Annotated in this window: 27 protein-coding genes; 9 read left to right on the forward strand and 18 right to left on the reverse strand. The window is 61.8% G+C overall.

What is annotated here, in order from left to right:
- Window positions 1-43: 43 nt before the first annotated feature.
- Together AABB87_RS04825 and hemN are read right to left on the reverse strand one after the other, a co-directional pair.
- Window positions 44-763 carry a sulfite exporter TauE/SafE family protein gene (locus AABB87_RS04825; protein ID WP_341970213.1) on the reverse strand — a complete coding sequence of 240 codons (720 nt, stop codon included), beginning with the start codon at window positions 761-763 and terminating at the stop codon, window positions 44-46.
- Window positions 763-2,196, reverse strand: a complete 1,434-nt coding sequence (gene hemN / locus AABB87_RS04830) for an oxygen-independent coproporphyrinogen III oxidase (RefSeq protein WP_341970214.1) — start codon at window positions 2,194-2,196, stop codon at window positions 763-765. Before hemN ends, AABB87_RS04825 begins: the two co-directional genes overlap by 1 nt.
- 223 nt (window positions 2,197-2,419) lie before the next feature.
- Here hemN and fnr point away from each other — a divergent pair, with 223 nt between their 5' ends.
- On the forward strand, window positions 2,420-3,154 hold the full coding sequence (fnr, locus tag AABB87_RS04835) for a fumarate/nitrate reduction transcriptional regulator Fnr (protein ID WP_341970215.1): 735 nt from the start codon (window positions 2,420-2,422) through the stop codon (window positions 3,152-3,154).
- Between the two features lie 126 nt (window positions 3,155-3,280).
- On the opposite strand, the gene AABB87_RS04840 is transcribed toward fnr, so the two are convergent.
- From AABB87_RS04840 to AABB87_RS04880, 9 genes are read right to left on the reverse strand one after another with little or no spacing between them, the layout of a single operon-like run.
- Entirely contained in the window at window positions 3,281-3,628 is a 348-nt protein-coding gene (locus tag AABB87_RS04840) for a hypothetical protein (RefSeq protein ID WP_341970217.1), read from the reverse strand.
- Window position 3,629: 1 nt separating this feature from the next.
- Window positions 3,630-3,893 carry a hypothetical protein gene (locus AABB87_RS04845; protein WP_341970219.1) on the reverse strand — a complete coding sequence of 88 codons (264 nt, stop codon included), beginning with the start codon at window positions 3,891-3,893 and terminating at the stop codon, window positions 3,630-3,632.
- Window positions 3,894-3,945: 52 nt separating this feature from the next.
- Window positions 3,946-5,418 (reverse strand): cytochrome c oxidase accessory protein CcoG, encoded by a 1,473-nt coding sequence (gene ccoG / locus AABB87_RS04850; RefSeq protein WP_341970221.1) that lies wholly within the window; start codon window positions 5,416-5,418, stop codon window positions 3,946-3,948.
- 26 nt (window positions 5,419-5,444) lie between these two features.
- Window positions 5,445-6,359 carry a cytochrome-c oxidase, cbb3-type subunit III gene (ccoP, locus tag AABB87_RS04855; protein ID WP_341970222.1) on the reverse strand — a complete coding sequence of 305 codons (915 nt, stop codon included), beginning with the start codon at window positions 6,357-6,359 and terminating at the stop codon, window positions 5,445-5,447.
- Window positions 6,356-6,511 carry a cbb3-type cytochrome oxidase subunit 3 gene (locus tag AABB87_RS04860; RefSeq protein ID WP_341970223.1) on the reverse strand — a complete coding sequence of 52 codons (156 nt, stop codon included), beginning with the start codon at window positions 6,509-6,511 and terminating at the stop codon, window positions 6,356-6,358. Before AABB87_RS04860 ends, ccoP begins: the two co-directional genes overlap by 4 nt.
- Window positions 6,512-6,528: 17 nt before the next feature.
- Window positions 6,529-7,152 carry a cytochrome-c oxidase, cbb3-type subunit II gene (gene ccoO / locus AABB87_RS04865; protein WP_341970224.1) on the reverse strand — a complete coding sequence of 208 codons (624 nt, stop codon included), beginning with the start codon at window positions 7,150-7,152 and terminating at the stop codon, window positions 6,529-6,531.
- Between the two features lie 20 nt (window positions 7,153-7,172).
- Entirely contained in the window at window positions 7,173-8,621 is a 1,449-nt protein-coding gene (gene ccoN / locus AABB87_RS04870) for a cytochrome-c oxidase, cbb3-type subunit I (protein WP_341970225.1), read from the reverse strand.
- A gap of 38 nt (window positions 8,622-8,659) precedes the next feature.
- Window positions 8,660-8,860: a cbb3-type cytochrome oxidase assembly protein CcoS gene (gene ccoS, locus AABB87_RS04875; RefSeq protein ID WP_058720196.1), complete on the reverse strand. Its 201-nt coding sequence runs from the start codon at window positions 8,858-8,860 to the stop codon at window positions 8,660-8,662.
- A gap of 2 nt (window positions 8,861-8,862) precedes the next feature.
- Window positions 8,863-11,175, reverse strand: a complete 2,313-nt coding sequence (locus AABB87_RS04880) for a heavy metal translocating P-type ATPase (RefSeq protein ID WP_341970226.1) — start codon at window positions 11,173-11,175, stop codon at window positions 8,863-8,865.
- 97 nt (window positions 11,176-11,272) lie between these two features.
- Between AABB87_RS04880 and AABB87_RS04885 the strand changes: the two genes are divergently transcribed.
- Complete coding sequence (locus tag AABB87_RS04885) at window positions 11,273-11,725, forward strand: DUF192 domain-containing protein (RefSeq protein ID WP_341970227.1); 453 nt, start codon at window positions 11,273-11,275, stop codon at window positions 11,723-11,725.
- A 292-nt stretch (window positions 11,726-12,017) separates the two neighbouring features.
- Here AABB87_RS04885 and AABB87_RS04890 read toward each other — a convergent pair whose 3' ends face one another.
- From AABB87_RS04890 to AABB87_RS04900, 3 genes are all read right to left on the reverse strand, one after another.
- Window positions 12,018-12,599, reverse strand: a complete 582-nt coding sequence (locus AABB87_RS04890; RefSeq protein WP_058720198.1) for a superoxide dismutase — start codon at window positions 12,597-12,599, stop codon at window positions 12,018-12,020.
- A 90-nt stretch (window positions 12,600-12,689) separates the two neighbouring features.
- Complete coding sequence (gene xseA, locus AABB87_RS04895) at window positions 12,690-13,994, reverse strand: exodeoxyribonuclease VII large subunit (protein ID WP_341970228.1); 1,305 nt, start codon at window positions 13,992-13,994, stop codon at window positions 12,690-12,692.
- Between the two features lie 176 nt (window positions 13,995-14,170).
- Window positions 14,171-14,449 carry a hypothetical protein gene (locus AABB87_RS04900; RefSeq protein WP_341970277.1) on the reverse strand — a complete coding sequence of 93 codons (279 nt, stop codon included), beginning with the start codon at window positions 14,447-14,449 and terminating at the stop codon, window positions 14,171-14,173.
- On the opposite strand from AABB87_RS04900, the gene AABB87_RS04905 reads away from it, so the two are divergent.
- From AABB87_RS04905 to AABB87_RS04935, 7 genes are all read left to right on the forward strand, one after another.
- Complete coding sequence (locus tag AABB87_RS04905) at window positions 14,370-14,987, forward strand: MotA/TolQ/ExbB proton channel family protein (protein WP_341970229.1); 618 nt, start codon at window positions 14,370-14,372, stop codon at window positions 14,985-14,987. The genes AABB87_RS04900 and AABB87_RS04905 overlap by 80 nt on opposite strands.
- Window positions 14,988-15,009: 22 nt before the next feature.
- The gene (locus AABB87_RS04910) at window positions 15,010-15,426 is read left to right on the forward strand and encodes an ExbD/TolR family protein (protein WP_341970230.1); all 417 of its coding nucleotides are present in this window, start codon (window positions 15,010-15,012) and stop codon (window positions 15,424-15,426) included.
- A gap of 2 nt (window positions 15,427-15,428) precedes the next feature.
- Window positions 15,429-16,529 (forward strand): tetraacyldisaccharide 4'-kinase, encoded by a 1,101-nt coding sequence (gene lpxK / locus AABB87_RS04915; RefSeq protein WP_341970231.1) that lies wholly within the window; start codon window positions 15,429-15,431, stop codon window positions 16,527-16,529.
- Between the two features lie 37 nt (window positions 16,530-16,566).
- Window positions 16,567-16,761: a Trm112 family protein gene (locus tag AABB87_RS04920; protein WP_058720202.1), complete on the forward strand. Its 195-nt coding sequence runs from the start codon at window positions 16,567-16,569 to the stop codon at window positions 16,759-16,761.
- Between the two features lie 14 nt (window positions 16,762-16,775).
- Window positions 16,776-17,531: a 3-deoxy-manno-octulosonate cytidylyltransferase gene (gene kdsB / locus AABB87_RS04925; protein WP_341970232.1), complete on the forward strand. Its 756-nt coding sequence runs from the start codon at window positions 16,776-16,778 to the stop codon at window positions 17,529-17,531.
- A 164-nt stretch (window positions 17,532-17,695) separates the two neighbouring features.
- Complete coding sequence (gene adk, locus AABB87_RS04930; RefSeq protein WP_341970233.1) at window positions 17,696-18,349, forward strand: adenylate kinase; 654 nt, start codon at window positions 17,696-17,698, stop codon at window positions 18,347-18,349.
- A gap of 133 nt (window positions 18,350-18,482) precedes the next feature.
- Window positions 18,483-19,241, forward strand: a complete 759-nt coding sequence (locus tag AABB87_RS04935) for a 3-hydroxyacyl-CoA dehydrogenase (protein WP_341970234.1) — start codon at window positions 18,483-18,485, stop codon at window positions 19,239-19,241.
- Window positions 19,242-19,553: 312 nt separating this feature from the next.
- Here the strand turns inward: AABB87_RS04935 and AABB87_RS04940 are convergent, their stop codons facing one another.
- The 4 genes from AABB87_RS04940 to AABB87_RS04955 form a co-directional block, all read right to left on the reverse strand.
- On the reverse strand, window positions 19,554-20,834 hold the full coding sequence (locus AABB87_RS04940; RefSeq protein ID WP_341970235.1) for a hypothetical protein: 1,281 nt from the start codon (window positions 20,832-20,834) through the stop codon (window positions 19,554-19,556).
- Between the two features lie 191 nt (window positions 20,835-21,025).
- Window positions 21,026-21,457, reverse strand: coding sequence for an ExbD/TolR family protein (locus AABB87_RS04945; protein ID WP_197418055.1), 432 nt, complete (start codon window positions 21,455-21,457; stop codon window positions 21,026-21,028).
- Window positions 21,458-21,478: 21 nt separating this feature from the next.
- Window positions 21,479-21,907 carry an ExbD/TolR family protein gene (locus AABB87_RS04950; RefSeq protein WP_341970236.1) on the reverse strand — a complete coding sequence of 143 codons (429 nt, stop codon included), beginning with the start codon at window positions 21,905-21,907 and terminating at the stop codon, window positions 21,479-21,481.
- Window positions 21,908-21,956: 49 nt separating this feature from the next.
- The gene (locus AABB87_RS04955; protein WP_341970237.1) at window positions 21,957-22,799 is read right to left on the reverse strand and encodes a MotA/TolQ/ExbB proton channel family protein; all 843 of its coding nucleotides are present in this window, start codon (window positions 22,797-22,799) and stop codon (window positions 21,957-21,959) included.
- Between the last annotated feature and the right edge of the window lie 62 nt (window positions 22,800-22,861).

Consider the following 22,861-nt stretch of genomic DNA (forward strand, 5'->3'; position numbering starts at 1 on the left):
CAGCCCAGTCTTCTATAAGAGTTCTGTGGGCGTCAGCATGGCGTCAAACCACCGAGCTACAAAAAGCCGCCACCTGCGCCCAAAGGCCGTGCCCCAAGGCCCAGCCCGAAGCTGCTACCAGCCCCAGCCCGCCCAAGCGCACCGACAGGCGCAGCGCACCCGCGCCACCATCTTGGGCCGTACGCAGACGGCTCAGCAACCAGGGCCCCAGGGCTAATCCGGCCCCAGAACTGATGGCAAAGCAGGCCATGACCGCCCCGCCCTGTGCCGGCCCGGAAGCGAGCGCCGCCAGCAGCAAAGCCGATTGCAGCAAGCCGCAAGGCCAAGCCACCCAGGCCAGCCCAGCCAGCCCTGCGCGGGCCCGAACTTTCATTTGCGCCGGGCCGGCGAAGGCCACGCCCCCTTGGCGCAAGCCATCAACCGGCACTTCAAGCCGGCGCCCGACATCCTGCCCCAGCCGCGCCAGCCATGCCGGCGGCTGACCGCGCCAGAGCAAGGCCAGGCCCAACATCAAGGCCGCCACATGCAGCATCACCCACAGCGGGCGCAGCAGCGCCGAAGCCTGCCCCATCTGGCCCAGCAACTGCACGCTGGCAGCCGCCACAGCTCCCGCGGCCGCGTACCCCACCAAGCGCCCGAGCTGAAAGGTCACGGGTGCGCGCCCCCCGGCCGCGGCGCAGGTCGCGCCACACATGGCCAAGCAATGAGGAATGCCGGCCAAGCCCATCAACAGGGCCGAGCCGGCAAGGGCGACATCAAGCATCAGATGATTTTAGAGAACTTCGCGCGGCTGCGATCGGCTTGCAGGTAACGGTCAAACACCATGGCCACAGCGCGCACAAAGAACCAGCCCAGCGGCGTCACTTGAATGGCGTCGGCATCCACCGTCACCAAGCCCTGCTCCGCAAGTTCACGCATACGCTCCAGCTCGGGCTTGAAGTACTCGGCCACATCCACCAGGTGCGCCAAGGCGATGGACTCAAATTCCAGCCGCCCCTGGCACATCAAGGCCATGATGACGGCGCGGCGGACGATGTCGTCACGAGTCAAGGCCAAGCCGCGTTCGATGGGCAACTGACCCTGGCGCAGCATGTCGTAATAAGCCTCCAGCGTCTTGACGTTCTGGCTGTAATTGGCACCAACGCGGCCGATCGCCGACACACCCAAAGCAATCAGGTCACAGTCCGGCTGGGTGCTGTAGCCCTGGAAATTGCGATGCAGGCGGCCCTGGCGCTTGGCCACAGCCAAAGAGTCATTCGCCAAGGCGAAATGATCCATGCCAATATAGCTGTAGCCATGCGTCATGAAGCCTTCAATCGCGCCATGCAACATCGCCACCTTGGCGGCACCCGGCGGCAGTTGGGCTTCGTCGATACGGCGTTGCGGTTTGAAGCGCTGCGGCAAATGAGCGTAGCCGTAAAGCGCGATGCGATCCGGCTTCAAGGCACCCACTTGTTCGATGGTGCGCGCAAAAGACTCAGGCGTTTGCAGCGGCAGGCCGTAGATCAGATCAACATTGGTGGACTCAAAACCCAGCTCGCGCGCTGCCGTCATCAAGGCCTCGACGCTGGCAAAGCTCTGCTGGCGATGCACCGCCTTTTGAACATGCGGGTCAAAGTCTTGCACGCCGAAACTCAAGCGATTGAAACCCAGGCTGCGCAGATGCTTGAGGCGATCCACATTGACCGTGCGCGGATCCACCTCGATGGCCATCTCGGCACCAGCAACGATGCGGAAGCGTTCACGCAAGGCCTGCACCAGGCCCGTCAACTCTTCATCGCTGAAGAAGGTCGGCGAGCCGCCACCCAGATGCAGCTGAGACACCCCGGCGCCGCGCCCCAGATGCGCCAGCGTCAAGTCCATCTCGGTGATCAAAGCCTGCAGGTATTCAGCGGCTTTATCGTGATGCTTGGTAATGACCTTGTTGCAGGCACAGTAGTAGCACACCGATTCACAAAACGGAATGTGCACATAGATCGACAAGGGCGCAGCGCCGCCGATCTGCGAGCCTGTGGCCCGTTGCACCAAAGCCTGCGCGTAGTTTTCGGCGGTGAAGGCCTCAACAAAGCGATCCGCGGTCGGGTACGAGGTGTAGCGTGGCCCGGACACATCGAAGCGGCGCAACAGGTCTTCGTTGATGATGCTCACGGCGGAGTCTTTGCCTGACAGGACTTGGGGCTGGGTGATAGAAACCATGGCTCGCATATTGCCAAGCCCGCCACACAAGCGATTGACCGAGATCAAGTTTGGCCTCATTCTTTGCCCTAACAATCGCATGCATTGCGCATTGGGCTTGAGCTAAATCATGTTTGGCGAAGCCGATAGGCGGCGAGCAGACGTTCGATTCGCCGCCTTGCCCCGAACAGATGCCGGCAACGGCGCCTGCCCACTGCGATATGCGTCATCCATAATGCACTCCATGAACGTCACCGTACCTATCAAGATTGAACCGCTCAAGGTCGCCTGCTCCAGTTGCAATTTGCGCGAGCTTTGCCTACCCGTTGGCTTGTCGTCGGGTGACCTCGAGCAGTTAGACGAGTTGGTGGCCACGCGCCGCCAGGTGTCGCGCGGCGACACCTTGTTTCGCAGCGGCGACCCCTTTCAGTCGCTTTACGCGGTGCGCACCGGTTTTTTCAAGACCTGTGTCTCTTCAGAAGATGGCCGCGACCAGGTCACCGGCTTTCAAATGGCGGGCGAATTGCTAGGCTTGGATGGCATCAGCACCGACCGCCACAGCTGCGACGCCGTGGCGCTGGAAGACTCGCAGGTCTGCGTGATTCCCTTCGAACAGCTGGAAGAGCTGTCGCGTGAGTTCACCGATTTGCAGCGCCAGTTCCACAAGATCATGAGCCGCGAAATCGTGCGCGATCACGGCGTGATGCTCTTGCTGGGCAGCATGCGGGCGGAAGAGCGCCTGGCGGCTTTCTTGCTAAACCTGACCCAGCGCCTGCAGGCGCGCGGCTTCTCGGCCGCCGCTTTGGTGCTGCGCATGACGCGCGAGGAAATCGGCAGTTATCTGGGCCTGAAGCTGGAAACGGTCAGCCGGACCTTCTCGAAGTTCCAGGAAGAAGGCCTGCTGGAAGTGAAGCAGCGCCACTTGCGCATCCTCGACCAAGCCGGTCTGCAGAAGCTGGTCAATAACGGCACTTGCTGAACTGAGGCAGGCGGCGGGCGGCTGAGCCGCGCCAGCGGCACAATGAAAGAAGGGCTGAGTGGTACTCAGCCCTTCTTTTATTCATTCAGGCATTCAGCGCCGCCCGAGCGAGCGGCCTGCGGCAGCCTACTGCGGCCAACGCCGCGGGTGAATAGCCTGGGGTGCATCAGGCGTCTCCGGCAAGGTGGCCAGCATCAGGCTGATGCTAGAGGCCAAGCTGATGACACTCCAAAAAATCAGAAAGCTGAGCGTGTAGACGGCCTGCCGGGAGAGTTCCATGCGCTCGCCACCGAACCAGGTCAAATCGCTGGGGTCAACCACCGAAAACACCAAGCCCTCGGTCACCCCTGCCATCACAAAGGCCGGCCAGGCGATTGCCATCGCCCAGCGCGCCAATCTGGACGTAGGCGGCGGCAAATCCACCGCAAAGGTGGCGTCGTCCGACTCAACACGATTGCGGGGCTCGGTCTTCATTTCATTGCGCGCCGGTGGCAGCGTGGTTGCGGCCCTTCATGGCCGGCGCCAAGGAGGCTGGATCGGCTTCCTTGGACGCCTTGCCCACATAAGTAGTCTGCACCTTGGACTCATCCAGCACCGTCTCGGGGAAATGCAGGGCCAGGAACAGGGTCACAAAGCTGGCGATCACCACCACACCCGGGCCACCCCACACCAGCCACATGAACTTCTCACGCCACCAGGGGCTAGCGGAATCGGTCGTGCGTTTGTTTTCTTGACTCATTGCGTCAACTCCTGCTCTGCAAGGACTTCTTGTTCAAATGATTCGTTAGCGCTCAGCGCGGCACGACAAAGGTCGATTTTTCCTTGATCTCGATCTTGCCGCTGGCAACACCCGCCTTGTCAACCGCCTGCCCCATCAAGGCAAAAGAGATGGGATGCGCACCGACACCCGCTTGCGCCGCTGACTCAGGCGGAATTCGCACCGCCACCGACACCCAGCGCGCTTCGGCAGGCGCCAAGACCAAGCTCACTGGCTTGCCCAAGGCAATGCCTTCCATGCCCTTGACGCTGAGGCTGCACTGCTGCGCGCCCTCGGTCGCATTCATGATCTGCAGGCGGTAGAGGTTTTCGATATAGCCGTCTTCCACCAAGCGCGACAGCACGCCACGGTCACGCACCACATCCAGTTTGACGGGGCTGCGCAAGAACAAGAGGCTGGCCAGCAAAGCCGTACTCAGGGTCACCAGCACCACGCTGTAAATGATGACGCGCGGGCGGAACATGCGGCGCAACTTCTGCGCCGGGCTGAGGTGCTGGGCCAAGCCATTCTGGGTGTCGTAACGAACCAGCCCACGCGGGTAGTTCATCTTGTCCATCACCTGATCGCACACATCGATGCAGGCGGCGCAGCCGATGCACTCGTATTGCAAGCCCTTGCGAATATCAATACCGGTGGGACAAACCTGCACACACAAGGTGCAGTCGATGCATGAGCCCAGGCCGGCGGCCTTGGCATCGACCTTCTTGCCACGCGAACCGCGCGGCTCGCCACGCTCTTGGTCGTAGCTGATGATCAGGGTGTCTTTGTCAAACATGGCGCTTTGAAAGCGCGCATAAGGACACATGTATTTGCAGACCTGCTCGCGCATATAGCCTGCGTTGCCGTAGGTGGCAAAACCGTAAAACAGCACCCAGAACCATTCCCAGGGGCCAAAGCCCAAGGTGAAGGCCGAAGCCCACAGTTCTTTGATGGGGGTGAAGTAGCCAACAAAGCTGAAGCCGGTCCACAAGCCGACCGCAATCCAGGTCAGTTGCTTGCCGCTCTTACGCCACAGTTTGTTGAAATTCCAGGGCGAAGCGTCGAGTTTCATGCGCGCTTGGCGATCACCCTCGAACTGCTTCTCGATCCACATGAAGATCTCGGTGTACACCGTCTGTGGGCAGGCATAACCGCACCACAAACGCCCTGCCACTGCAGTGAACAAGAACAGGGCGTAGGCCGAGATCAAGAGCAGACCCGTCAGGTAAATAAAGTCCTGCGGGTAAAGCACTAGGCCAAAGATGTAGAAACGCCGGCTGGCAAGCTCAAACAAAACCGCCTGCCGGTCGTTCCACTGCAGCCAGGGCAGGCCGTAGAAAAGCAACTGGGTGAACCAGACCAAGCCCCAACGCCAACGAGCAAACACGCCCGTCACCGAACGCGGGTAGATCTTCTTTTGTGCTTCGTAGAGGTTGACGATCTCAATGACCGTCTCCTTGCCTGCCGAAGACTTACCCGTGGCCGTCTGGCCCACCTCTGCACTCATCTCAACCTACTTTTTTCAGCCCTACATCACTTGGCCGCAACGGCCGAGCTGTTCGACAAACTCCAGACATAAGCACCAAGCACATTGATCTGCTCGGGGCTCAAGCGGCTGGCTTGTGCCGGCATCAGGTTGTTTTTGCCGTTGTTGATCATGGCGATCACAGCATCTTCACCCCAGCCATGCAGCCAGATCTTGTCGGTCAGGTTAGGCGCGCCCAGTGCCTGGTTGCCCTTGCCGTCTGCACCGTGGCAGGCCGCGCAGGCACCAAACTTTTCCTTGCCCAACTGCGCAGCAATGGCATTGTGCGCGCTGCCCGACAGGCTCAGCACATAGTTAGCCACATTGCGCACATCGGCAGCGGAACCCACAGCAGCAGCCATGGGCGGCATGACGCCATTGCGGCCTTGGTTGATGGTTTGCACGATGGTTTCGTGGCTGCCACCATAGAGCCAGTCGCTGTCGGTCAGGTTCGGGAAGCCCTTGCTGCCCTTGCCGTCGGAACCGTGACAGCCCGCGCAGTTGTTGGCGAACAAACGCTCACCAATGGCCATGGCCTCGGGGCTTTGCGCCAATTGCTCAGCCGGCTTGCCGTTGAACTTGGCATAGACGGCACCCATGGCTTCGCGAGCCTCGGCCTGCTCCTTGTCATAGGCACCGGTGCTGCTCCAACCCAGGCTGCCCTTGTGGGTGCCCAGGCCGGGGTACATGGCCAGGTAGATGCCAGCGAAGACCACCGTCAAAACGAACAGAATCGCCCACCAGCGTGGCAGGGGATTGTTCATTTCACGCAGATCTTCGTCCCACACATGGCCCGTGCTGTTGTCATTGGCCATGACTCGATGCCGAGCCGCAACAGCCAGCAAGACCAAGCAGAAAACCAGACCGGCAATGGTGCCGATGGCAACGAAAAGCGACCAACCATTCGAGAAAAAGTCACTCATTGAGACCTCCCGCTAACTTCCTCGTCGAGCGGCAGCTGGGCCAACTCGTCGAAACGATCCTTGTTGCGGCTGGAATAAGCCCAGCCGACGATCAAGAGAAACACAACCATCGAGACCAAGGTCACGATGCTGCGCAAGATATTGATGTCCATGACTTGATGCCCTTCCATCACTTCACCGTCGTGCCCATCACCTGCAGGTAGGCGATCACGGCATCCAGTTCGCTGGCGCCCTTGACAGCTTCCGCTGCGCCGGCGATTTCGGCATCCTGATAAGGCACACCGACGACACGCAGGGCGCGCATCTTCGGTGCCAACTCGGCCGGGTCCAGCATGGCCTTGGCCAACCAGGGGTAGGCAGGCATGTTCGACTCGGGCACCAAGTCGCGCGGGTTGGTCATGTGGATGCGATGCCATTCATCGCTGTACTTGCCGCCAACGCGGTGCAAGTCGGGACCCGTGCGCTTGCTGCCCCACTGGAAGGGGTGGTCGTAAACGAACTCACCGGCCATCGAGTAGTGCCCGTAGCGCAGCGTTTCCGAGCGGAAAGGACGAATCATCTGCGAGTGGCAGTTGTAGCAGCCCTCGCGGATATAGACATCGCGCCCGGCCAGTTGTAGCGGCGTATAGGGCTTGAGGCCTGGCGTCGCTTCGGTGGTGGAGCGTTGGAAGAACAGGGGCACGATCTCGATGGCGCCGCCAACAATGACGGTTGCCAACACCAGCGCAATCATCAGGAAATTGCTGGTCTCGATCTTCTCGTGGCCACTGACCTTATGTTCTGTGCTTGCCATTTTCTTGTTCTCCTAAACGTTCAAGCGTGTGCCAGCACGGCTGGGATGCGCACCGGCTCAGCACGGCCAACTTGCACCGTCTTCACCACGTTCCAGGCCATGATCAGCATGCCGCCCAGATACAACAGACCACCCAACAGACGCACAACGTAGAAGGGGAAGGTTGCCTTGACGCTTTCCACGAAGGTGTAGACCAGGCTGCCGTCAGGGTTGACCGCACGCCACATCAGGCCCTGCATCACACCGGCAATCCACATCGCAGCGATGTAGAGCACGATGCCCAGCGTAGCGACCCAGAAGTGCAGCTCAATCGCCTTCTTCGAGTACATCTCGGTGCGACCGAACATGCGCGGAATCAGGTGGTAGAGCGAACCCATGGAGATCAGACCCACCCAGCCCAAGGCGCCGGAGTGCACGTGGCCCACGGTCCAGTCGGTGTAGTGGCTCAGGGCGTTGACGGTCTTGATGGACATCATCGGGCCTTCGAAGGTCGACATGCCATAGAACGACAGGGACACGATCAGGAACTTCAGGATCGGGTCGTCACGCAGTTTGTGCCATGCGCCCGACAGGGTCATGATGCCGTTGATCATGCCGCCCCAGCTCGGAGCCAGCAGCACCAGCGAGAACACCATGCCCACCGATTGCGCCCAGTCAGGCAGCGCGGTGTAGTGCAGATGGTGCGGGCCCGCCCACATATAAGTGAAGATCAGCGCCCAGAAGTGAACGATGGACAGGCGGTAGCTGTAGACCGGGCGGCCTGCTTGCTTGGGGATGTAGTAGTACATCATGCCCAGGAAGCCGGCTGTCAGGAAGAAGCCCACGGCATTGTGGCCGTACCACCATTGCACCATCGCGTCTTGCACGCCGGCGTAGGCCGAGTAGCTCTTGAACAGACTGACCGGAATGGCCGCGCTATTGACCAAGTGCAGCAGTGCCACAGCAAGGATGAAGGCGCCGAAGAACCAGTTCGCCACATAGATGTGCTTGACCTTGCGGGTGCCGACGGTACCGAAGAACACCACAGCGTAGGAAACCCACACCAGAGTGATCAGGATGTCGATGGGCCACTCCAGCTCAGCGTATTCCTTGCCGCTGGTCATGCCCAGTGGCAGGGTGATCGCGGCGGACAGGATGACCAGTTGCCAACCCCAGAAGGTGAACCAAGCCAAGCCGGGCGCGAAAAGACGCGTCTGGCCGGTGCGCTGCACCACATGGTAGGCCGTCGCAAACAGCGAGCAGCCGCCAAAGGCGAAGATCACCGCATTGGTATGCAGGGGTCGCAAGCGACCGTAGCTCAACCATGGGATACCCAGATTAAGTTCTGGCCACGTCAGCTGGGCGGCGATGATCACCCCCACCAACATGCCCACAACTCCCCAAAGAACGGCGGCGAGCGCAAAGGCCCGCACCACTCCATCCTCGTACACGCTTCCGGTTGGTAGACCCGGTGCAGCAGACTTTGCCATTTGTTTGGCTCCTTGCGGCTTATAAAAGTTCTAAACGACTATCTAGACGTGGGCGATTCTTGGACGACGCCCGGCGTAGGAGATTGACCTTCATCAACCCCCTGCACTTCTTCAAAAATTCGCCCCCCTTCACGCTCCAAATCGTCCAGCTGACCGTTGTTTATTGCCCAACCAAAGACGCCAACGATCAAGAGCACGAGCAGTACCGAGATAGGGATCAGCAAATACAAGATATCCATACTCAAGCCCCCGCCTTAGACGGCAGGGCTAACCTTTGCGCATTCAACACCACGAAAACGGAACTGGCCGCCATGCCTAAGCCCGCCGCCCAGGGCGGCAACCAGCCCACCAAGGCCATGGGGATGCAGGCCAGGTTGTAGAGCGCCGACCAAGTGAGGTTCTGGCGGATCACGCGGCGGGTGCGCTGCGCCATCTCGCAGGCGTCCGCCAAATCAGTCAGTCGCCCGGACAGCAGCAAGGCGTCGGCCGAAGCCCGCGCCAGCATGGCGCCCTGCCCCATCACAAAGCTGGCGTCGGCCCGCGCCAAAACCGGCGCGTCATTGATGCCATCACCCACCATCAACACGCAATGCCCCTGGGCCTGCAGGGCCGCCACGGCGGCGAGCTTGGCATCCGGGTTGGCATTGCCTTGGCTGGACTGCACGCCCGCCTCCTGCGCCAGGCGCTCCACCCGGTCGCTGGCATCCCCCGACAGCAGCAAAGTACGCAAGCCCAAGGCATGCAAGCGCTGCAAGGCCATGCGCGCATCGCTGCGCAAGACCTCACCAAAGCGCAGATGCAGCAAACGCCCGGGGGCGCCAAAACTCAGCTGGGCACCGAGCGATGACTTGACCAGAGTGTCCTGCGCTACCCAGTCCGGCCGCCCGAGGCGCAAGACCTGACCCTGCGCATCACGCGCCTGCAAACCCAGGCCAGCAAACTCTTGCACCCCGGTCCAGGCAGCATTTACGCCAGGCAGCTCAGTCGCCTCTCCGGCGACCGGCGCCAAGGCACGCGAAAAGGGGTGCTGGGAGTGCGCCGCCAAGCTACGCGCCATCGCCAGCAATTCATCCGCTGTAGCAATGCCACCCTGATCACCCGGCACCCAATGCTGCAAGAGTTCCATTCGGTCTTCGGTCAAGGTGCCGGTTTTGTCCAGCACCACCGTATCCACCCGGCACAGGGTATCGAGCACATCCAAGCGCACCAGCAGCAAACCGCGACGCGCCAGGGCCGAAGTGGCCGCCAGCCAAGAGGAAGGGGTGGCCAAGGACAAAGCACAGGGGCAAGTCACGATCAGCACAGACACCGCCACCCAGACGGCGCGCGAGGGGTCGATGAAACTCCAAACAGCAGCGCCAGACGCCGCCAGCAAGAGCACGGCCCACAAGAAAAAGCCGGCAAAGCGATCGGCCAATAGCGTCGAGGCCGGGCGCTGCGTTGCCGCGTCGCGCATCAGGCGCACGATGGCCTCGTGCCGAGTGTCCACCCCCACCCGCAGCACCCGCATCACCAGGGGCGCCTGCAAATTCATGCTGGCCGCCACCACCTCGTCGCCGGCCGCCTTGAGCACCGGCTCGGACTCGCCACTCAGCAAAGCCTCATTGGCCGAGCTGCTGCCGCTTTCCACCACACCGTCGGCCGGAAAGGCTTGGCCGGCGAAGACACGCACCCGGTCCCCCACGCGCAAACGTGCCGGCGCCACTTGGCTGCTTCGGCCATCGGGCTCCAGGCGTTCCACCATCTCGGGCAAGGCCACGCTGGCCTTTTCCAGCGTGTCGGCCGCGCGGTGACGGGCGCGCAATTCCAGAAAGCGCCCGGCCAAGAGAAAGGTCACGAACATGGTCAGCGAGTCGAAATAGACCTCGGCGCCGAAATGTCCTTGTGGATCAAACAACGCACCGCTGCTGGCCACAAAAGTCACCGCCATCCCTAAAGCCACCGGCACGTCCATGCCCAGGCGGCGCTGGCGCAGCTGCTGCCAGGCGCCGGTAAAGAAAGGCCCCGCCGAAAACAGCAATACCGGCAAGCTCATCACCCAGCTGGCCCATTGCAACAAGCGGGCCAAGTCGGGACTCAGGTCACCCGGCTCGGCAAAGTAGGCCGGTGCGGCCATCATCATCACCTGCATCATCAAGAAAGCAGCGACGAAAAGCCGCCACAGCGCCTGGCGCTGCTCCTTCTCGCGCAAGGCGCGGGCCGGTGCGGCGGCATCAGGGGCTGCGCCATAACCGGCGCGCTCAATGCAAGCCAGCACCTCGGCCAAGCTATTGCGTTGGGGTGCCCAGCGCAGCTTCAGGCGTGCGCTCGCGGCGTTCACCGCTGCAGCCTCCACGCCAGGCAAAGTCATCAAGGCCCGTTCGATGATGCCCGCGCAGGCGGCGCAGTGCAGACCCGAAAGCTGGAACTGGGATTCGGCCAAGGAATCGCTGCTTGGCTCCAGTTGCAACTCCCCACTCGGCCCAATCCAGCGTGTAAACGAACTCAGCAGCAGCGGATCGTCCGAAGACGGCTGCGTGGCCATGGAAGCAGAGAGTGTGGAGGCTGTGGTCATCGTCAGGCTAGCAGGAGGCGCAAGGCTGGAAGACGCCTCAGGCACCATAATCTAGGCGCACCCGCAATCTATCCACATGATATAGATCAAGACTCACATGCCAAACAAGTTTTTACTCGCCCTGCTGCTGAGCGCCTGTAGCCTCCTGGGCACAAGCGCATTGGCCCAGGATCGCGCCCAACGTCTGCCCACCACTCAACTCAGCGCGGGTATGCATCTGATCAATGCAGAAGTGGCCCGCAGCTTCGAAGAGCGCCAAATTGGCTTGATGAACCGCCCCAGCATGCCCGTGGGCGACGGCATGTTGTTCGTTTTTGAGGAAGCCGGTCAGCAATGCTTCTGGATGAAGAACACCTTGATCCCGCTGTCCATCGCCTTCGTGGCCGATGACGGCACGGTGGTCAATGTGGCCGATATGCAAGCCATGTCCGAGGTCTCGCATTGCTCCACCAAGCCGGTGCGTTATGCGCTGGAAATGAACCTGGGCTGGTTCGCCAAGCGCGGCATCAAGGCCGGCTTCAAATTGCGCGGCGGGCCTTGGAAGTCTTGAGGCATCAATGCCAGAACTCGCCGATGAACTCGACAAGCCACTGACGCTGTCATCCGCACTTCTCGCGAGCTGTAAGCAAGACCTGACCCTTCAGAGGCCTTTACATGCGCGGACCTGGCCCTTGGATAGCCACAACACAAGAATAGGCGCCCGAACACCGACCAAAGGGTTTGATTCACGCTGAACGGCTCACTTGATCACTTGTCCATCCTTCTGGCAACCACAGCGATGATTTGCCCAAGAAAAAACCGGCCTCAGCCGGTTTTCAACTCAGGCCATTTGAGGCGCGTGCTCAGGCGAAATTGGCCTGTGCGAATTCCCAGTTAGCCAGGCTATTCAGGAAGGTTTCCACGAACTTGGGGCGCAGATTGCGGTAGTCGATGTAGTAGGCATGCTCCCACACGTCGATGGTCAGCAAGGCCTTGTCGGCCGTGGTCAGCGGCGTGCCAGCAGCGCCGGTGTTGACGATGTCCACCGTGCCGTCAGCCTTCTTCACCAGCCAGGTCCAGCCGGAACCGAAGTTGCCAACAGCGCTTTTGGTGAATGCTTCCTTGAAGGCTTCGAAGCTGCCGAACTTGGCGTTGATGGCATCAGCCAGGGCGCCGGTCGGTGCGCCGCCGCCGTTGGGCTTCATGCAGTTCCAGAAGAAGGTGTGGTTCCAGATCTGGGCGGCGTTGTTGTAGATCGGGCCGGAGGCCTTCTTGACGATCTCTTCCAGCGACAGCGCTTCGAACTCGGTGCCCTTTTGCAGATTGTTCAGGTTGACCACATAAGCGTTGTGGTGCTTGCCGTGGTGGAACTCCAGCGTCTCGGCGCTGTAGTGCGGGGCCAGGGCGTCCTTGGCATAGGGCAAGGCGGGCAAAAGATGTTCCATGAATCAACTCCTCGTTGCGTAAAAAATCTGAACCTACAGGATCACGCGGATTGTAGGCAGCTTCACCCCATGCCCGCGCTAAAACCGGCGCTAAGCCCCTGCGCGAGTACTGACAACTTGCATCTGCGCCTCACCGTCGGCCAGCACCGCATGGACTTGCTGACCGGTACTCAATTGAGCCACCGAGCTGAGCGCGCGGCCCTGGCCATCATCCAGCCAGGCGTAGCCACGCGCCAGCACTTGCTTGGGGTCCAGGGCGGCCAGGCGGGCCTCCAGGCCCTGCAAACGCATGGCTTGTTCGTGCATGACTGCGGGCGCGGCGCGCAGTCGGCGCTGGGCCAGACTCTCCAGGCGCTGCTGCTGCAGGGCTTGGGTTCGCGGCAAGACCTGACCCCAGCGCTGGCGCAGCAAATCGAGTTGACGGCGCTGTCGACTCAGCAACTCGCTGGGCCGCGCCAGACGGAGCGCCACCCGGTCCAAGCGCTGACCCAAGGCGTCCAGCCTTTGCTCCAGGCGCCGGCGCAGGGCCGTTTCCACTACGTTCAGGGCGTCCAGGCTGGCCTGGCGCGAGGGCGCGGCCAACTCGGCGGCGGCTGTGGGCGTGGGGGCGCGCAAATCAGCGGCCAGGTCGGCCAGGGTCACATCGGTTTCATGGCCCACGCCGCAGATCACCGGCAAGCCAGAGGCCGCCACGGCCCGCACCACCCGCTCATCGTTGAAGGCCCACAGATCTTCTAGAGAACCGCCACCGCGCACCAGCAACAAGGCGTCGAGCCCGTCCTCGGCGGCGCGGACATTGGCCGTCGTCAATGCCTGCACCAGTGCGGCCGGCGCTTGCTCGCCCTGCACCAGGCTGGGGTAGATCACCACCCGCACATGCGGCGCGCGGCGCGCCAAGGCCGTCAGCACATCGTGCAGAGCCGCGCCCGCCGTGGAGGTGATGACGCCCAGGCAGCGCGGAAACACCGGCAAGGCCCGTTTGTATTGCGCATCAAACAAGCCCTGTGCCTCCAGCTTGGCTTTGAGGCGCAAGAACTGCTCGTACAAAGCACCGGCGCCGGCGCGGCGCATGCCTTCCACCACAAACTGCAGCTCACCACGGGGCTCGTACAGCGTGACCCGGCCGCGCATCTCCACCAGGGCGCCGTCGCTGGGACTGAAGTCCAACAAACCAGCCGCGCGGCGGAACATCGCACAGCGCAGCGTGGCCGTCTGGCCGTCGGCATCTTTCAGGCTGAAATAGCAGTGGCCGCTGGCGGCGCGGGTGAAGCCCGAGATCTCGCCCGCCACCACGCAAACCGCAAAGCGGGTGGCCAAGCTGTCGGACACTGCCGCCAGCAAAGACGCCACGCCCCACACGAGGCGCGGCGCGGCGCCTTGAGCACGCTCGTTCATGGCCACAAGGCGGCTCCAAGCGTCACGGCAAACAGGCGGTCTTCCACAATTTCGCAGCGGCGGGCAAGACCTGGCACCGCGGCCGTCACGGAACTGTCATTCGCACATAAACGCTTGTTCTTCAAGTTATTTTTTCCTGCTCAAGATTTAAGCAATTTATCCAAAGCCTTGATTTTTCAAGGCTTGCGGCCCGTGTGACGAGGTTTGCCCACAAAGTTATCCACAGCTGCGGTGGATTGTTTGCCGAGCAAGATGAGGAGTGGTGAAAGCCGCCTTTGCTTCAGGCCATAATCGCGCGCATTCACTTGCTCCGCACCGGCCAGCGCATCTGACTGGCCAGGGGCTGGATCAGGCTTTTTTCGACAGGGGTCGTCTTTGTTTTCCATCATACAAGCCGCTGGCTGGCCAATCTGGCCCTTGCTGATCTGTTCCGTCCTGGCCTTGGCCTTGATCATTGAGCGCCTGTCCAGCTTGCGCGCCAGCCGCATCGCGCCGCCGCGCTTGTTGGAGGAAGTGCTGGGCATCAGCCAGCAAAGCCTACCCAATGCCGAGCTGATCAATCGCCTGGCCGAGAACTCGGCCCTGGGCGAAGTGCTGGCCGCCGGCCTGCGCGCCGCCAGCAACGAGCCCGACCTGACCGAGGACAAGCTGCGGCAGGTCTTCGAGATCGCCGGACGCCGCGCCATCCATCGCATGGAGCGCTACCTCAACACCCTGGGCACGATCGCCACGGCAGCACCCCTGCTGGGCCTGCTGGGCACCGTGGTCGGCATGATCGAGATCTTCGGCAGCCAAGGCCCCACCGGCAATAACCCGACTCAGATGGCCCACGGCATCTCGATTGCGCTCTACAACACCGCCTTCGGTTTGATGGTGGCCATCCCCAGCCTGATGTTCTACCGCTACTTCCGTGGCCGGGTGGAAGACCGGGTGATGGAGATGGAGCAAGCCAGCGATCGCCTGCTCTCCCACCTCAAGCGCTTCCTGGCCTGAAGTTCGCGCCACAGAGTCCGCCATGAAGTTCAGACAGCGTCAACGCGAAGAGCCTGAAATCAATCTGATCCCTTTCATCGACGTCTTGTTGGTGGTGCTGATCTTTTTGATGCTCTCCACCACCTACTCCAAGTTCACCGAGCTGCAGGTCAGCCTGCCGGTGGCCGATGCCGAGCAGCTCAAAGACCGGCCGCGCGAGATCGTCGTCGCGGTCGCGGCAGATGGCCGCTATGTGGTCAATGCCCAGCCGGTGGACGGCCGCTCGGTCGAGCTGCTCAGCGCCGCGCTGAGCCAGGCCTCAGGTGGCAATGCCGAGATCATGATCGTGGTGTCGGCCGACGCCGCCGCGGCCCACCAGTCGGTGGTCAATGTGATGGATGCGGCGCGCCGCGCCGGCTTGTCGCGATTGACCTTCGCGGCCCAGTCCAGCGCCCGCTGAGCATGAAGCCCCTGGGCCAGTTGCTGGCCACAAGGCTGCAGCGTGAGTGGTACAGCAAAGGCAGCCAAGCTCCTGGCCGAACTACCAGCCAAGCGCCAGGCAAGACCTGGCCCCTGCTGAGCCTGGCCCTGCTGCCGCTGAGCCTGCTTTACCGCCTGCTCAATAGCCTGCGCAATGCGCTCTACCGCCTCGGGTTGCTGCGCGCCGAGACCTTGCCCGTGCCCGTGGTGGTAGTGGGCAACTGGATCGTTGGCGGCGCCGGCAAGACGCCCACGACCCTAGCCCTGCTGGCACTTTGCCAGCAGATGGGGCTGCGGGCCGGGGTAATCTCGCGGGGCTATGGTCGCGCGGAAGATGAGGTGGCTTTGGTGACGCGCAGCAGCAGCGCCGCCGCAGTGGGTGACGAGCCTCTGCTGATCCATCTACGCAGCAGCGTGCCGGTGGCCGTGGGGCGCGACCGCGTCGCCGCCGCCCGTGCCCTTCTGAACGCTCACCCCGAGCTGCAATTGCTGATCAGCGATGACGGCCTGCAACACCTCCGCCTGCCTCGTGCGCTGGCCATTCTGGTGTTTGATGAGCGTGGCATCGGCAATGGCCAGTTGCTGCCCAGCGGCCCCTTGCGCCAGCCTGCAGCAGCAGCGCCCAGGTCGAACGAGATCGTGCTCTACAACGCCGGAGCTTCGAGCACAGCTTTGCCGGGCTTTCTGGCCCAGCGCCGTTTGAGTGGCGCGGTTGAATTGAGCGACTGGTGGGCGGGTCAGCCAGCCACGCCGCAAGCCTTGCAGGCCTTGCGCGCGCTGCCCGCGGATCAGTTGCTAGCGGCTGCCGGCATGGCCCAACCGCAGCGCTTTTTCGACATGCTCAGCGCCCAGGGCCTGCGCTTCAACACCCTGCCCCTGGCCGATCATTTTGACTTCGCCGCCCTGCCCTGGCCCGCCAGCACCCGCCATGTGCTGGTGACCGAGAAAGACGCCATCAAGCTCGATCCAGCCCGCTGCGGCGCGACCCAGGTGTGGGTGGTGGCGCTAGACTTCTGCCCCGAGCCGGCTTTCACGCAAGCCGTGCAAGCGCGCCTGACCGCGCTAGGCCTGCGCCCGCATTGAACCGAACAATTACTGCAAGTTAACTGGACCCCACCCGATGGACACCCGCCTGATTGAAATCCTGGTCTGCCCCCTTTGCAAAGGGCCGCTGGAAGACCTGCGCAGCGCCGACAAGCGCGAGCTGCTATGCCGCGCCGACCGCCTGGCCTTCCCGGTGCGCGACGGCATTCCTGTGATGCTGGAGAACGAGGCCCGCGCGGTCGATCTCGAAGCCGAAGGCCTCAAGGCTTGAGGGGCTGAAGAACCATGAGCTTCACCGTCATCGTGCCGGCACGCCTGGCCTCCACCCGCTTGCCGAACAAGCCGCTGGCTGATTTGGCAGGCCTGCCCATGATCGTGCGGGTAGCTCAGCGCGCCGCGCTCTCACAAGCCGCACGCGTGGTGGTGGCCACCGATGCGCCCGAAGTGCTGGCCGCCTGCCAAGCACACAAGGTGGAGGCCGTGCTGACCCGCGCCGACCATGTCTCCGGCAGCGACCGCTTGGCCGAGGCCTGCGAGTTGCTAGGCCTAGACGGCCAGGACGTGGTCGTCAATGTGCAGGGTGATGAGCCCCTGATTGCGCCCGCCATGATCGACGCCTGCGCCGCCAAGCTGCGCGCCAGCCCGCAATGCGTGATGAGCACGGTGGCCCATGCACTGGACGATACGCCCGCAGGCCGGGCCGAGTTCGCCAACCCCAATGTGGTCAAGCTGGTCACCGACAAGAACGGACTGGCGCTGTATTTCTCACGCGCACTGATTCCGTTTTGGCGCGATGGCCAAGGCAGCGCCAAACCCGGCTCGGCACTGCGCCATGTGGGCCTCTACGCCTACCATGCGGGCTTCTTGCGCCGTTTCCCCAGCCTGGCAGTGAGCCCGCTGGAGCAGATCGAATCGCTGGAACAACTGCGTGTGCTGTGGCATGGCGAACGCATCGCGGTGCACATCAGCGAAGAGCGCCCCGGCCCCGGCGTGGACACCCCCGAAGACCTGGAGCGCGTGCGCGCCCTGCTGGGCGGCTAGCACAGCAAATTTCGCGGCCCGCGAAGGGCAACCCCGGGCAAATTGGGAGGCAGGTGTCAGCCAAGCGTAGGGCGACGCATGCTATCCTCGGCCGCAGTGAACGGAGGCGCTTTGACTCAAGCAATTGAGCCAGCAAGCGCCTTTTTAAAGCATCAAGGAGACCCATGCGACTGATTCTTCTGGGCGCCCCCGGCGCCGGCAAAGGCACTCAAGCAGCCTTTATCTGCCAAAAATACGGCATTCCCCAGATTTCCACCGGCGACATGCTGCGCGCTGCCGTCAAGGCTGGCACCGATATGGGCCTGGCCGCCAAGAAGGTCATGGACGCAGGTGGCTTGGTGGGTGACGACATCATCATCGGCCTGGTCAAGGAACGCATTGCCCAGCCCGACTGCGCCAAGGGCTTTTTGTTCGACGGCTTCCCCCGCACCATCCCGCAAGCCGATGCCATGAAGGCCGCTGGCGTCAAGCTGGATCTGGTGTTGGAAATTGACGTGCCCAACAGCGCCATCATCGAACGCATGAGCGGCCGCCGGGTGCACGTGGCTTCGGGCCGCACCTACCACGTCAAGTTCAACCCACCCAAGGTGGAAGGCAAGGACGACGTCACCGGCGAAGACCTGGTGCAGCGCGAGGACGACAAGGAAGAAACCGTCACCAAGCGTCTGGATGTCTACCAAGCGCAGACACGCCCCCTGGTCGACTACTACTCGAGCTGGGCCGCCACCGGCGATGCCGCAGCGCCTAAGTACCGCCGCATTGAAGGCGTGGGCTCGGTCGACGACATCACCCAGCGCGCCCTGGTCGCACTCGGCTAAACCACGGTTTGGCGGGTAAACAAAGGCCGCAGCAATGCGGCCTTTTTTTGACTCAAAATTGACGTTTACGTCAACGTAAACTAAGCCGCCACAGAACTGGTCGCTTTCATTCTTAAATCAGCAAGGAGTTCGCATGGAAATCGCAGGCAAGGTATTCATCGTCACCGGCGGCGCTTCGGGCCTGGGCGAAGGCACGGCACGGATGTTGACGGCCCACGGCGCCAAGGTCGTCATCGCCGATCTACAGGATGAGCGTGGCGAGGCCATCGCCAAAGAATTGGGCGGCGCCTTCGTCAAGGCCGATGTGAGCCAGGAAGCCGACGGCCAAGCCGTCATCGCCAAGGCGCTCAGCCTGGGCAAGTTGTTTGGCCTGGTCAACTGCGCAGGCATCGCACCGGCCGTTAAGACCGTGGGCAAGGAAGGCGCGCATCCGCTGGCCGTGTTCAGCAAGACCATCACGGTCAATCTGATCGGCAGCTTCAATATGATTCGCCTCGCCGCCGAAGCCATGAGCAAGAACGAGGCTGAGCCCACCGGTGAGCGCGGCGTGTTGATCTCCACCGCCTCGGTGGCAGCCTACGACGGCCAGATCGGCCAAGCGGCTTATGCCGCGTCCAAGGGCGGCGTGGTGGGCATGACCCTGCCCATCGCCCGTGACCTGGCGCGCAACGGCATTCGCAATATGACCATCGCCCCCGGCATCTTCGGCACGCCCATGCTCTTCGGCATGCCGCAAGAAGTGCAGGATGCGTTGGCCGCCAACGTGCCCTTCCCCTCGCGCCTGGGCACGCCGCAGGACTATGCCAAGTTGGTGCACCAGATCATCACGAACGAGATGCTCAATGGTGAGGTGATTCGCTTGGATGGCGCGATTCGCCTGGCACCAAAATAAAGCCTTTGCGTGACAGACTGATCGAGCGTACCCGCGAGTAGTTCTGTCACCAACTAGCTAGACGCTTGCGTGCCAGATCGCCCGAGCGGTACACCGCGAGTAGCTCTGGCACCAACTGACCAGGCGACTTTGCGTGACAGACCGATCGAGCGTACACGCGAGTAGTTCTGTCACCAACTAGCTAGACGCTTGCGTGCCAGATCGCCCGATCGGCACACCGCGAGTAGCTCTGGCACCAACTGACTAGTGAAGAGATCAAAAAAAGGCCCTGGTGAAATCACCAGGGCCTTTTTTTTACCAGCGGAAAGATGCTTAACGCTTGGCGCTGCGAGCCTGAATGATCCACAGGCGAGCCAGCTCAGCCGAGCCATCCGCGCCCTTGACAGTACGCCAAGTGGCGGTGGCCTTATTGCCTTCGCCGGCCATGGACTGAGCCAAGCCGAGGTAGAGCTTGGCATCTTCAGGACGCTTCAGATTGCCCTTCTCAATGCCTTCAGCAATGATTTTGGCGCCCTTGGCGGCCGCGCCCTGGAAGGCGTAGGCTAAGCCCAAGCTGATCTGCGCATTGCCGTCCTTGGCATCGTTGGCAGCCTTCTCGGTGGTCGGCAAAGCAGTCTTGGCTTCGGCGATGCGCTTGTTCAGCAGGTCCAGCAGACGCTTGTGGCGGGCGCCTTCAGCACCTTGACCCAAGAGACCGGCGGCCATGCCCTTCTCGACCACCATCTTGCCCTCTTCGGGGTAGCCGGCCTGGGCCGACAGCTGGGCCATTTCGAAGTAGTCGTTACCGTCCTTCAGATTACCGGTAGCCAGCTTGAGGCGCAGCACGTCCAGGTTGAAGCGGTCAGAGAAGCCCTTCTTGGCTTGCAGGCCACCCAAAACCTGAGCCCACAGCTCTTTGCTTGGGTAGAAGTTCAGCAGCTTCTCGATGGCCAGGCCTTCGGCATTGCTGTCGCCCTTTTTCTGAGCGGCGCTGAGCAGCAGGTTCAGCTTGTCCTTGGAGGGGGCACGACCGGCCTTCTCGTCGGCAGCGATGTCCTCGCTGGTCTCCTTGATGATGGCAGTCATGTCGCCGGACAGGAACTGCGCATTCGTCAGCACCTGCTTCATGGTGGGGCTGTTGCCGCCTTCCTTGAAGTAGCGTTGCGCCCAGCTCAAGGCCTTGGCGTTGTCCTTGTTGCGCAAATAGGTGCCAGCAATGGCTTCCATCATGCGCAGCTGATCTGCGGTACCCAGCTTGCCGCTGGCCTTCATGGCCTCAAAGCCCTTGACCATGGAATCGGCATCACCGGCGCCGGAGCCTGCAGCCACGCGCATGCCTTCGATGGCGTAGTTCTCGGTGGCATTGCGGCCGCTCACGCCTTCGGCGTCACGCACCTTGGCCAGCGCTTCCTTGTGCTTGCCGGCCTTGATCAGCGCGCTGGCATCCTTCAGGTGCTTGCCCACATCGGCACGCACGCCTTCAGCCTGGGCCTGCGCTTGCGCAAAGCCGAACTGGCCTTGAGGCGTCGCATTGAAGCCAAAGGCAACCAGACCCAGCGCCATCGCGGCCAGCGTCTTGTTGAGCTTCAAGGCTTTTTGAGTCGCTTTCGTCATCGCTTCATTCCTCGCTTTTACTTTTCCTCGATGGCTGCTCAGCTAGTGGCCGAGCAGCGCATGCTTCGATCAGAGAATCACGCGCGCAATCATTGCACAGCGGATAAAAAAAACGCGCCGCCCTTGCGGGAAGCGCGCTTCATTTTGCGCATCAAATCATCAATGCCCAATGGGGTACTAGCGGGTCCGTCTTACTTGACGTACTGCTCGTTACCGACCATGCCCATCTTCTTCACGCCAAGGCGCTGCGAAGCGGCCATCACGGCGGCCACGTAGCCGTAGTCCACCAGCTTATTGGGCTTGATGTGAACTTCAGGCTGATCGGGCTCGGCCACGACTTCGGCCAGCTTGGCGGTCACGGCTGCCATATCGGGCAAAGCCACGCCGTCCCAAGAAACCGTGCCGTCGAAGTCAATATAGACCTCATGCGTAACGGGCTCCTTCAGCGGCTGCTGATTGCTCGGCGGCGGCATGTCCAGATTCACGCTGTGCAGCTGAATCGGAATGGTGATGATCAACATCACGATCAAGACCAACATCACGTCGATCAAGGGCGTGGTGTTGACGTCCATCATCACTTCCGGCTCATCGCTACCAGACGAGCTGCCTACATTCATTCCCATGCTTTAGCTCCTGGCCTGACTTCAACCACCGCGCGCCGGAGGCTCGGTGACGAAGCTGACCTTCATGATGCCGGCACGTTGGCAAGCGTAAACCACGCGACCGACGGACTCGTAACGGGACTTGTCATCACCGCGCAGATGGACTTCAGGCTGCGGGTTCAACACCGCGACCTTGCCCAGGCGCTTGACGAGGTCGTCGGTGTCATTCACCAGGGCTGTGCCCCAGTAAATGTCGCCGTCTTTCGAGACCGAAATTTCAATATTTTCCGGCTTGGTGACGCGGACGACGTTGGTCTCCTTGGGGAGATTCAACTTCACCGAGCTGATCACGGCCGGGATGGTGAGTAGGAAGATGATCAAGAGCACCAACATCACGTCCACGAGGGGCGTGGTGTTGATGGTCGAAACCACTTCGTCTTCGCCGGAAGAGGATCCGACATTCATTCCCATGGTGGTTTCTCCGGGCTTTTTAAGATGCGAATCTTGCTGAAGCCAGGACTTAGCGCTTGGAAACTTGACGGTTGCCCATCAGCACGCCGTGCAGGTCGCCAGCGAAGTTACGCACTTGGGTCATCACAGCCTTGTTGCGGTTCACCAGCCAGTTGTAACCCAGCACAGCAGGCACAGCCACTGCCAGACCGATGGCGGTCATGATCAGCGCTTCACCCACAGGGCCTGCCACCTTGTCGATGGAAGCTTGGCCGGCCACGCCAATGGCGGTCAGCGCTTGCAGAATACCCCACACCGTGCCGAACAGGCCGATGAAAGGAGAAGTCGAGCCCACGGTAGCCAGGAAGCCCAGGCCAGTTTGCACACGGGCTTGCACGTCGGACACCGAGCGGTCGATGTTCATCGTGACCCAGGTGCTGCGATCGATGTTCTCGGTCAGCGCGCCTTCATGGTGCTCGGAAGCCTCGATGGCGGAACCAGCGATGTAGCGGAATGCGCTACCTTCGCTCAGGCCCTTGACGCCATCAGCCAGCGTAGCCTTCTTGAAGAAGGTGGCGCGGACGTCCTGGGCTTCCTTGCTCAGCTTGTGGGTGTCCCACAGCTTGGTGATCAGGATGTACCAGCTGCCCATGGACATGATCAGCAGCAGGGCCAGCACGCCCTTAGACACCATGTCGCCGTGAGCCAGCATGGCTTGCAGGCCGTACGGGTTGTCCATGTGTTCCTTGGCGGGAGCAGCAGGTGCAGCAGCGTCAGCAGCGGCAGGCGCAGCGGCTTCCACAACAGCGGAAGCGGCATCAGCCGGCTTGGATTCTTGAGCGTGGACGGGCGAGAAGCCAATGGTTGCAGCGATAGCAACGGCGGCAACGAGGCCGGAAATACGAGAGAACATGAAGTCAACTCCTACGGAAGAAATCTGAAACTGGTTTGAGAGAACAGGGCCCGGCACTTGCC

Origin of the sequence: Roseateles sp. PN1 (assembly GCF_038419725.1) — a bacterium.
Lineage (GTDB): Bacteria > Pseudomonadota > Gammaproteobacteria > Burkholderiales > Burkholderiaceae_C > Paucibacter_A.

Coding starts and splice junctions, on each gene's coding strand:
- AABB87_RS04825 (WP_341970213.1), bottom strand. CDS start 763: ATGCTTGATGTCGCCCTTGCCGGCTCGGCCCTGTTGATGGGCTTGGCC.
- hemN (WP_341970214.1), bottom strand. CDS start 2,196: ATGGTTTCTATCACCCAGCCCCAAGTCCTGTCAGGCAAAGACTCCGCC.
- fnr (WP_341970215.1), top strand. CDS start 2,420: ATGAACGTCACCGTACCTATCAAGATTGAACCGCTCAAGGTCGCCTGC.
- AABB87_RS04840 (WP_341970217.1), bottom strand. CDS start 3,628: ATGAAGACCGAGCCCCGCAATCGTGTTGAGTCGGACGACGCCACCTTT.
- AABB87_RS04845 (WP_341970219.1), bottom strand. CDS start 3,893: ATGAGTCAAGAAAACAAACGCACGACCGATTCCGCTAGCCCCTGGTGG.
- ccoG (WP_341970221.1), bottom strand. CDS start 5,418: ATGAGTGCAGAGGTGGGCCAGACGGCCACGGGTAAGTCTTCGGCAGGC.
- ccoP (WP_341970222.1), bottom strand. CDS start 6,359: ATGAGTGACTTTTTCTCGAATGGTTGGTCGCTTTTCGTTGCCATCGGC.
- AABB87_RS04860 (WP_341970223.1), bottom strand. CDS start 6,511: ATGGACATCAATATCTTGCGCAGCATCGTGACCTTGGTCTCGATGGTT.
- ccoO (WP_341970224.1), bottom strand. CDS start 7,152: ATGGCAAGCACAGAACATAAGGTCAGTGGCCACGAGAAGATCGAGACC.
- ccoN (WP_341970225.1), bottom strand. CDS start 8,621: ATGGCAAAGTCTGCTGCACCGGGTCTACCAACCGGAAGCGTGTACGAG.
- ccoS (WP_058720196.1), bottom strand. CDS start 8,860: ATGGATATCTTGTATTTGCTGATCCCTATCTCGGTACTGCTCGTGCTC.
- AABB87_RS04880 (WP_341970226.1), bottom strand. CDS start 11,175: ATGACCACAGCCTCCACACTCTCTGCTTCCATGGCCACGCAGCCGTCT.
- AABB87_RS04885 (WP_341970227.1), top strand. CDS start 11,273: ATGCCAAACAAGTTTTTACTCGCCCTGCTGCTGAGCGCCTGTAGCCTC.
- AABB87_RS04890 (WP_058720198.1), bottom strand. CDS start 12,599: ATGGAACATCTTTTGCCCGCCTTGCCCTATGCCAAGGACGCCCTGGCC.
- xseA (WP_341970228.1), bottom strand. CDS start 13,994: ATGAACGAGCGTGCTCAAGGCGCCGCGCCGCGCCTCGTGTGGGGCGTG.
- AABB87_RS04900 (WP_341970277.1), bottom strand. CDS start 14,449: ATGATCAAGGCCAAGGCCAGGACGGAACAGATCAGCAAGGGCCAGATT.
- AABB87_RS04910 (WP_341970230.1), top strand. CDS start 15,010: ATGAAGTTCAGACAGCGTCAACGCGAAGAGCCTGAAATCAATCTGATC.
- lpxK (WP_341970231.1), top strand. CDS start 15,429: ATGAAGCCCCTGGGCCAGTTGCTGGCCACAAGGCTGCAGCGTGAGTGG.
- AABB87_RS04920 (WP_058720202.1), top strand. CDS start 16,567: ATGGACACCCGCCTGATTGAAATCCTGGTCTGCCCCCTTTGCAAAGGG.
- kdsB (WP_341970232.1), top strand. CDS start 16,776: ATGAGCTTCACCGTCATCGTGCCGGCACGCCTGGCCTCCACCCGCTTG.
- adk (WP_341970233.1), top strand. CDS start 17,696: ATGCGACTGATTCTTCTGGGCGCCCCCGGCGCCGGCAAAGGCACTCAA.
- AABB87_RS04935 (WP_341970234.1), top strand. CDS start 18,483: ATGGAAATCGCAGGCAAGGTATTCATCGTCACCGGCGGCGCTTCGGGC.
- AABB87_RS04940 (WP_341970235.1), bottom strand. CDS start 20,834: ATGACGAAAGCGACTCAAAAAGCCTTGAAGCTCAACAAGACGCTGGCC.
- AABB87_RS04945 (WP_197418055.1), bottom strand. CDS start 21,457: ATGGGAATGAATGTAGGCAGCTCGTCTGGTAGCGATGAGCCGGAAGTG.
- AABB87_RS04950 (WP_341970236.1), bottom strand. CDS start 21,907: ATGGGAATGAATGTCGGATCCTCTTCCGGCGAAGACGAAGTGGTTTCG.
- AABB87_RS04955 (WP_341970237.1), bottom strand. CDS start 22,799: ATGTTCTCTCGTATTTCCGGCCTCGTTGCCGCCGTTGCTATCGCTGCA.